Here is a 6640-nt window from a genome sequence, read left to right on the forward strand (position 1 = left end):
TACTGCTTAAGCTTCTTCTTTTGTCGCAAATATAGGATAACCATGCTCGACAGCAAGAACTGATACATATTCTCTTTTCTTTAATGTCTCTACGATCTTTTTCCAGTATTTCTGCCCTTTAAAAAGAAGGACAAACACTCCCATGCAGACCAAAAAACCAAGAAATTGTTTATATTCAGAAGATGACAGTTTTGATTCTAGTTCTAGGAGCTCAAACAGTCCTCTCAATAGAACTGTAAAGGTAATCATTATAAGGCTAAGTCCACTAAAGTATCCTAAACATATAAGCAAATACCCTATTTGAAGCTTCTTGGAACGCTTCTTGTAGAGTAACTTATAGTCCTGACTGTACTTTTCAAATACAGGAAAGTGAATATCAAATCCTCTCCTCATACGAATGACTTTCAAATCAGGTTGGGCACGATAACCAAGGCAATGAATCAATTTGTATAGTATCTCTCTTATCAAGATATAAGAAGAAGCGATTATAGGGACTACTATACAAGAAAATACAAGAACACCTAAATAGAAGGAATCTTTATCAAATGCCAACAAGTCGACCATCACCCCAAAACACATACCACAGACAAAGATACTACTCCCGTTAAGCACACAAAAGAGGAGACTCAAAAAACAAGGGACAAGTTTGCTTTCCTTAGAATGTCTACTCGACCGTTTCACGAATCAGCTCCTTTTTCATTATCTCAATTAAAACATCTCTGTCTTTAATCCATTGAGCTCTCTCATCCTTGTAGTAAGTACGATTACTGAGGAAAATAGCTGCACGTTGAGCTGGGATATTGATAAGCACAAAGGTACCTGTATAACCAGTATGAAGAATCCAATCGCCTTGGAGGTCCCAAGCGACACTACGTTCCTTATTGGATTGGCTGATATTCTGCGTCAGATTTTTAGCAAAATCATCCGTCAAATAATGGTCAACAAAGATTTCCAAGTCCTTTAGGGTTGAAAAGAGGCCTGCTGAACCTGTATGCTCTTTGAGCACTCGAGCCTTGGGATCGTGAACAGTTCCTCCCGGAATTCCCTCAACAGTTGGAACAGCAACCTCAACTGGCCCAAACCGTGTTTCAGATATACCAAACGGCTGAAAAATCTCGCTGTCAAAGAGCTTATCCAGTGTTTGTCCAGAGACTTTCTCAAGCATCAAGCCTAGGAGAATAAAATTAATATCGGTATACAAGAAAGGTTTATCATCCTTAACTTTGATGGCATTAATAGCAGAAATCAAGCCAGCTTGGTCTAACTCATCACGGTTTGGAATAAAAGGATCAATGCCGCTACTATGAGAAAGAAGCTGACGAAGGGTTAGCGTCTTATCCACTACTGCAGGATAATAGGTCGATAGTTTCTCGTCCAAGTCCAATTTTCCCATCTGCAAGTAGAAAAGACAGAGGGTCCCTACTCCTACCACCTTGGAAACACTGGCTAGATCATAGGTCAGTCCTGGAACTACCGGAATATTTCCATCCTGAGTTCCTAGATAATGCTCCTGCCAATCTTGTCCGTCATAAAGTGCAAGGCTGGCACCCGGGAAGATGTCAGCCTTGATGTAGTCTGTAATTGTTGACAATGTTTGTTTAAAATTAGTCATTATTTTGTTAGCCAAACCTCAATATTACTCATATCAGTCAGTGCGAGTAGGCTTTCTTTAGTATCTAGATAACTTGAGAACTGTTCCTTTTCAAGTTTCTCATGCAAGGCAACCAAGTCATAGTCTTCAGCTACCTTAAATTCTAGAATTTCCAAATCCCAAGTCTGGTCTGGACTCACTTGGAGGTCAGGACCTTCTGCTTTCTCAAAGTGGATAGACAAAGGCAATTCTTCGCCAAAAAGATTGTCGTAAAAGAAAGCTGCTTGAGCTGTATCAACAACGTTCAAGGTCAAAGACTCGACCGTAAAGTCTGACACTCCTTTGAAATCTTCTTTTTCTTCAACATCTGCGTATTCAACTGTCTTGAGAGTAGACAAGTCATCTTCGGCATGCATCAAAATAAGACCATTCTCAGGTGAGATTGTTTCAAAAGCATACCCTTTTTCCCCTTGGAAAATAGCCTTGGCTTGGTGATCATCACGCGCCAAAAGGTACTCAATCTCAAGTGGATCTGAAACCTTGATAACCACTTTATTAATTTTCTTAGGGCCTTCAACCGCACGGCAACGGTAAGCTGGTGACTCCTCAATCACAAAAAGTGAGTTACGGTCTGTCCAATCTGTGAAGACAGCAAGGGCATTTTCCTCAGTCAAAAGCTTAAATCCTAATGTATTTTGGTAAAAATCAATATTTTCTTGTCTGTTATTCACACGAAAGATTGGTGTGTGAAACTTAAAATTCCCTGATTGCGTCATGACAACCTCCATTCTTTTATATTTTATCCGAAAAGAGCCTGTGTGACAAGGATTTTCCTAAGAAAAAACAGGATTGTAATTTTTTCACATTCTTTCACATAAATTATGAAAATCATTATATTATATTTACCTTAGGACTAGCTATTTCCTCATTTTAGAGTATAATAGAGACTATGAAAACTCTCGTCAATCATTTGGCGTTTAGACATACCTATCAGGGACTCTTTTTACTGCTGATGATAGCTATCCCAAACCTGGCTTTAGGTATGACAACGTCGTATAACAATCAGACTGGGTTGACCTTCACTAGCCTTGAAAGCTGGGGAATTATCGCTGTCAATCTCATTATTTTTTACATTACCTATCTTTGGGCTAAAAATGAAGGTTTGCTTACTCGCTTTAAACTAGACCGAAAGGATACTAAAGCTATTATCTGGGGCTTTGTGCTTATTTTTCTGATGGGAGTTATTGGGAGCAATCTTATGCTACTGACTCACACCAACTACCATGCAGAACTTCAAAGAACTCTTACGACAACGCCTATCCTACCAGTAGCCATTGGCATGATGACCACAGCCTTCTTACAAGAGCTACTCTTTCGCAAGTGGATTTTCTCTTGGCTGGCTCCTTATTCGACAGTTGCTGTTTTAGTGAGTACTGGTCTCTTTTGCCTATTCCATATGCCTACCAACCTTGCCCACCTCCTCCTTTATATTGGAATGGGCTTGTCTCTCTCTATGATTTACCAAAAAAGAGAAAATCTATCAGCTGCTATCTCACTTCATGTCCTATGGAATCTTTTCACCTTAGGTGCTACAATCCTAGTTATAACTACTCCTATGTAACTGAGAAAACTTTCTCAGTTTTTTTGCTACTTTCAAAATTTTTAGCGTAAAAAAATCTGAAGCACTAACTTCAGATTTTTTGTTATTGATTAAAGGTAGAGGGCTTTGAACAAGTATACAGCCAAAATTCCTGCAAGGATTGGAGCTACAACTGGAACCCAAGCATACCACCATTTAGAATCACCTTTGTGCTCACCAAGAACTGATGTTGGCAAGATGTGGTGAAGAAGACGTGGCATCAAGTCACGGGCTGGGTTAAGGGCTGGTCCTGTAGGTCCACCAAATGATAGAACCAAGGCACAAACCAAGAAACCAACACCGATGTGAGCTACAGCAAGAGATCCATTCGCCATTTGGCCTGTTACAGCTTCTTTATCATACCCATATTGGACTGCTTGTGAGACCAATTTGTGACCAAAGTAGTTGTTAGTCAAGGCAAGGGCACCAAAGAAGAGAAGGAATGAACCTGCAAACTCATTGGCAAAACCGTTAGCCCATGCACGATTACGATTTTCTGGAGTATCATCATGATCGTCAACTGCTGAGATCGTTGAGAAGGTACCAAGAATATTGTTAGGGTTCTCAGTTTGTACATAGTAAGGTTGGTGAACCCAAACCACGATAGCTTGACCTACAAAGGCACCAAGAAGTTGTGCAATAAGGTATCCAGGAACACCTACCCATGAGAACAAGCCAGATGCAGCAAGTCCAAGTGTGAAGGCAGGGTTGATGTGGTTACCAGAAACATCACCAAACATAAGGGCTGGCATCATAACACCAAAACCATAACCAAAGGCAATTACAATCCAACCAGATTTGTTACCTTTTGTTCCCTTAAGCTCAACGTTGGCAACAGCACCATTACCAAGTGCTACAAGAAAAGCAGTCGCGATAAACTCAGTGAGGTATTTCAAAACCCATTCACTGGTGAACGCTTCTTTTAGAAAATCATTCATTTGTCTCTTTATTTCCTTTCGATTTTACAATAATTTAGACATCTATCATTTTATCAAGTATAATGTCTGATGTAAAGATATTTCTGAAATGTTTACGTATTATTTTTGAGGTTTTTAAATATGAAATTTAACCAGTTTAGTTACATCCCTGTTAGTCCTGAAATAGCTTGTCAGGAACTCCGTTCTTTGGGCTTTGAAGTCTCTCTAGATGCTAGTGCCAAAGCCAATTTTGAAGCCTTTGTTCGCAAGCACTTCCTTTTCTTTGAAGATACTGATTTGGCTTTGAAAAATTGGATTGCTGATTCAGAGACTGACCTCCTAACCTTCTTCCAATCAGACCGTTCTTTGACTGCTGATGTCTTTGGTTTGGTGGCTCTTCAACTGCTAGGATTTGTCCCTAATGTGGACTTTACAGACAGTGCGGCTTTCCTAGAGAAAATGGCCTTTCCAATCACTTTTGATGGTAGTCTTAACAACCTGCATCAATTGTTGGCGACACGCACACAGTCTGGCAATACCTTAATTGATCAGTTAGTAGCTCAGGATTTAATCCCTGTAAGTAATGACTACGTCTTCTTTAATGGTAAGAGCTTAGCAACATTTGACACTAATCAGCTTCACCGTGAAGTGGTTTATGTCGAAACACCTGTAGATACTGATAAAGACGGGCAGTTAGACTTGGTCAAGGTGACTATCTTACGTCCTAATGTAGACTTCCCAGTTCCAGCCATGATGACCGCAAGTCCTTATCAACAAGGGACTAATGAGCCTGCTTCAGATAAGCTCACCCACAAGATGGAGGGAGACTTGCTCGTCAAACCAGCAGGTGAAATCTCTCTTAGACAACCTGAAATCAAGGTACCAGAGGCAGACCTTATGCCTATCAATCCTGTCACAAAAGCTCAGGAGCGTTTTGCTCACACAGATACCTACACACTCAACGATTACATGTTAGCTCGTGGTGTGGCCTCTATCTATGTATCCGGTGTTGGTACCTTCAACTCAGAAGGTTTCATGACCTCTGGAGACTATCAACAGGTTCTGGCCTATAAAGCTGTCATCGACTGGCTCAATGGTCGTGCACGCGCCTTTACTAGCCGTAGTAGACAGCATACCATCACTGCAGATTGGGCATCTGGTAAGGTGACTACTACCGGACTTTCATACTTAGGTACCATGTCCAACGCCCTTGCTACAACTGGTGTCGACGGTTTGGAGATGGTCATCGCTGAAGCAGGTATTTCTTCTTGGTACGACTACTATCGTGAAAATGGACTCCTCGTCAGTCCTGGAGGATACCCTGGTGAAGATCTCGACACCTTGACTGAATTTACCTATTCTCGTGCCCTATTAGCTGGAGAATACCTACGCCACCAAAAAGACTACCAAGCCTACCTCAAAGAACTAAGCACAGCCATTGATCGTAAGCATGGTGATTATAGCCAGTTCTGGCATGACCGTAACTATGTGCAGTTCGCAGACCGTGTTAAAGCTACTGTTGTCTTTACACATGGTAGCCAAGACTGGAACGTCAAACCGATTAACGTCTATCAAATGTTCAATGCTCTTCCTGACACTCTTGAAAAACACCTCTTCTTCCACAATGGTGCCCACGTTTACATGAATGCTTGGCAGTCTATTGACTTCCGAGAAAGCATGAACGCCTTGATTTGTCAGAAACTCCTTGGTTTGGAGAATGGCTACACACTGCCTACTGTTATCTGGCAAAATAACCAGTCTGAACAGACCTGGGAAGTCCTCGATAACTTTGGACACGACAATGGTAAAAACATTCAGTTTGGTGAGACTGAAGCTAGCATCGCTAACCATTATGAAGAGGAAACCTTCACCAAATACGGTAAAGCTTACCAAAGCTTCAAGGATGACCTCTTTGCAGACAAAGCCAACGCCATCACCTTGGACTTTGAACTGGACCAAGATATCCAAATCAATGGTCGTGTCCACCTAGAGCTCAAGGTTAAGTCTAACACAAACCGTGGTCTCATTTCGGCCCAAGTTCTAGAAATCGGTGACAAGAAGTATCTCGCACCTATTCCCGCACTCAAACGCATGAATCTAGATAACGGCCGTCTATTCAAGGAAGAAGCCTTACGTGAATTGCCATTCAAGCAGGCAAAATACCGTGTCATTACCAAGGGACACCTTAACCTGCAAAATCGTAAAGACCTCCTCACCATTGAGGATGTCACTCCAAATGAATGGATGACTATCGGTTTGGATTTGCAACCAACCATCTACAAACTCAACAAGGGCGACAAACTCCGACTTGTTCTCTATACCACAGACTTTGAGCACACCATTCGTGACAATAGTGACTACGAATTAACTGTGGACCTAAGCCAAAGTCAGATGACATTGCCTTATTAGCTTTTTATGGCTCTATAATTTCTGTAGTGGGTAAAACCACTGTAGAGATTATAGAGCTTTTTAAGTGTACACAAAAAGTCCCAT

General features: G+C 41.3%; 6 protein-coding genes. 2 read left to right on the forward strand and 4 right to left on the reverse strand.

Annotation, left to right across the window (positions count from 1 at the left end):
* Positions 1-6: 6 nt before the first annotated feature.
* The 3 genes from H7U02_RS06785 to H7U02_RS06795 are packed head-to-tail and all read right to left on the reverse strand — an operon-like array spanning position 7 to position 2367.
* Positions 7-681, reverse strand: coding sequence for a hypothetical protein (locus tag H7U02_RS06785; RefSeq protein WP_110981247.1), 675 nt, complete (start codon positions 679-681; stop codon positions 7-9).
* Entirely contained in the window at positions 665-1612 is a 948-nt protein-coding gene (locus H7U02_RS06790; RefSeq protein WP_110981246.1) for a serine hydrolase domain-containing protein, read from the reverse strand. Before H7U02_RS06790 ends, H7U02_RS06785 begins: the two co-directional genes overlap by 17 nt.
* Positions 1612-2367, reverse strand: coding sequence for a CppA family protein (locus tag H7U02_RS06795; RefSeq protein ID WP_022495893.1), 756 nt, complete (start codon positions 2365-2367; stop codon positions 1612-1614). Before H7U02_RS06795 ends, H7U02_RS06790 begins: the two co-directional genes overlap by 1 nt.
* A 173-nt stretch (positions 2368-2540) precedes the next feature.
* Here H7U02_RS06795 and H7U02_RS06800 point away from each other — a divergent pair, with 173 nt between their 5' ends.
* On the forward strand, positions 2541-3212 hold the full coding sequence (locus H7U02_RS06800; protein ID WP_081371120.1) for a CPBP family intramembrane glutamic endopeptidase: 672 nt from the start codon (positions 2541-2543) through the stop codon (positions 3210-3212).
* 89 nt (positions 3213-3301) lie between these two features.
* Here the strand turns inward: H7U02_RS06800 and gla are convergent, their stop codons facing one another.
* Entirely contained in the window at positions 3302-4168 is an 867-nt protein-coding gene (gene gla / locus H7U02_RS06805; RefSeq protein ID WP_037602504.1) for an aquaglyceroporin Gla, read from the reverse strand.
* 120 nt (positions 4169-4288) lie between these two features.
* Between gla and H7U02_RS06810 the strand changes: the two genes are divergently transcribed.
* On the forward strand, positions 4289-6556 hold the full coding sequence (locus H7U02_RS06810; RefSeq protein WP_110981245.1) for a Xaa-Pro dipeptidyl-peptidase: 2268 nt from the start codon (positions 4289-4291) through the stop codon (positions 6554-6556).
* Positions 6557-6640 lie beyond the last annotated feature (84 nt).

Origin of the sequence: Streptococcus sp. 3.1 (genome assembly GCF_016648915.1) — a bacterium.
Taxonomy (GTDB): Bacteria; Bacillota; Bacilli; order Lactobacillales; family Streptococcaceae; genus Streptococcus; species Streptococcus salivarius_E.

Bases quoted from the DNA above. Each gene is read 5' to 3' on its own strand.
- H7U02_RS06790 (WP_110981246.1), bottom strand. From the start codon at position 1,612: ATGACTAATTTTAAACAAACATTGTCAACAATTACAGACTACATCAAG.
- H7U02_RS06795 (WP_022495893.1), bottom strand. From the start codon at position 2,367: ATGACGCAATCAGGGAATTTTAAGTTTCACACACCAATCTTTCGTGTG.
- H7U02_RS06800 (WP_081371120.1), top strand. From the start codon at position 2,541: ATGAAAACTCTCGTCAATCATTTGGCGTTTAGACATACCTATCAGGGA.
- gla (WP_037602504.1), bottom strand. From the start codon at position 4,168: ATGAATGATTTTCTAAAAGAAGCGTTCACCAGTGAATGGGTTTTGAAA.
- H7U02_RS06810 (WP_110981245.1), top strand. From the start codon at position 4,289: ATGAAATTTAACCAGTTTAGTTACATCCCTGTTAGTCCTGAAATAGCT.